The sequence below is a fragment of the Sporolactobacillus caesalpiniae genome (assembly GCF_040513385.1).
In the GTDB taxonomy this organism is placed as follows: Bacteria; Bacillota; Bacilli; order Bacillales; family Sporolactobacillaceae; genus Sporolactobacillus.
The window spans coordinates 1-1,237 of record NZ_JBEVCB010000018.1 but is presented as its reverse complement, the minus strand read 5'-3'; the positions used below and the strand labels follow the sequence as shown (position 1 = coordinate 1,237).

The 1,237-nt window shown below is 45.6% G+C and carries 3 protein-coding genes; all 3 read left to right on the top strand.

All coding sequences use genetic code 11. The annotated features are described in order from the left end of the window. Positions 1–92: 92 nt before the first annotated feature. Positions 93–398, top strand: a complete 306-nt coding sequence (tnpA, locus tag ABWW58_RS17110) for an IS66 family insertion sequence element accessory protein TnpA (protein WP_353867770.1) — start codon at positions 93–95, stop codon at positions 396–398. Continuing rightward, positions 395–754 (top strand): IS66 family insertion sequence element accessory protein TnpB, encoded by a 360-nt coding sequence (tnpB, locus tag ABWW58_RS17105; RefSeq protein ID WP_353867771.1) that lies wholly within the window; start codon positions 395–397, stop codon positions 752–754. The genes tnpA and tnpB overlap by 4 nt, the downstream gene beginning before the upstream one ends. Before the next feature lie 50 nt (positions 755–804). Next, positions 805–1,237: IS66 family transposase (locus tag ABWW58_RS17100; protein WP_353870252.1), on the top strand; the 433-nt coding region annotated here is incomplete at its 3' end.

Below are 1,237 nucleotides of genomic sequence, written 5' to 3'. Positions count from 1 at the left end.
GCGATTCAAGGTAAGCGTCAAATAATGGACACCTTCTCATGACCAACCGATCATGCGATGATATCTTTATCAATTGATCAGGAGGATGATCCATGACACGAGTAGAACTACATGAATGCTGGCAGAAACGAATGCAAGATTTCGAGACTAGCGATTTAACAGGCAAAGAGTGGTGTGCGGATCAGGGCATTCCTTTATGGCAATTCCGTTATTGGCGACGCAAGTTCCGTCATAGTCGCCCAGTTCCTAATACAAATCACTGGATGCCTGTTGGATTGGCCAATGCCGCAGAGCAGGAGCCCTTATTCATTTATGTTGGATCCGCGAAAGTTGAGGTTCATACTGGGTTTGATCCAGATTTGTTTGCGGATGTTGTTCGGGTGCTGCGTGCTTTATGATCCGTGCGTCCAGCATTGAAAATGTCTATTTGGCTAAAGGTCCTACGGATCTGCGCAAATCCATTGATGGATTATCCGTCTTGGTTCAAGAAGGCTTTCATCTCGATCCGTTTTCGCCATGTCTGTTTGTCTTCTGCAATCGAAAACGAGACAAGTTAAAAATTTTGCATTGGGAATACAGCGGATTTTGGCTGTATTACAAGCGTTTAGAAAAAGGAACCTTTCAATGGCCGAAGGCCAATGACTCAAACCCTTCGTTACCCATCAATCGTCGTCAGCTCAACTGGCTGCTGGATGGTCTGTCCATTCAGCAGCGTCAGGCACACAAAGAAATCACTGCGCGCACCCTTCTCTAATTTTCAAAGAAATGAGAGACATGGCGCGCGTCTTCGATTATAATAAAAAAATGGAAAACCGAACGGATTCAAACACACCCACAATAGAAGAACTGCGTGAGGAACGTGATGCGCTGAAGAAACAAAACGCCGAACTGACGCTCAAGCTGAAGTGGTTTCAAGAACAATTCCGTCTCAGCCAAAAACGTCAATTCGGCGCTTCGAGCGAAAAGACACATCCTGAGCAGTTGACGCTTCAACTATTCAATGAAGCAGAAAGCGAATCGGATACTAACCTTCCCGAACCGACCGTTGAAACGATTACCTATAAACGCAAGAAAAGCCAAGGGCAGCGACAGGAAAAGCTGGAAAATCTCCCCGTTGAAGTGATTGATTATGACTTACCTGAGGACGAACAGATCTGTTCCTGCTGCGGAGGAGCTTTACATGAAATGTCCACTGAAGTTCGCGAAGAACTGAAAATCATTCCTGCACAGGTTAAGG

What these genes read in the sequence shown, in the direction of transcription:
- tnpA (WP_353867770.1), top strand. Translation starts at nt 93, where the DNA reads ATGACACGAGTAGAACTACATGAATGCTGGCAGAAACGAATGCAAGAT.
- tnpB (WP_353867771.1), top strand. Translation starts at nt 395, where the DNA reads ATGATCCGTGCGTCCAGCATTGAAAATGTCTATTTGGCTAAAGGTCCT.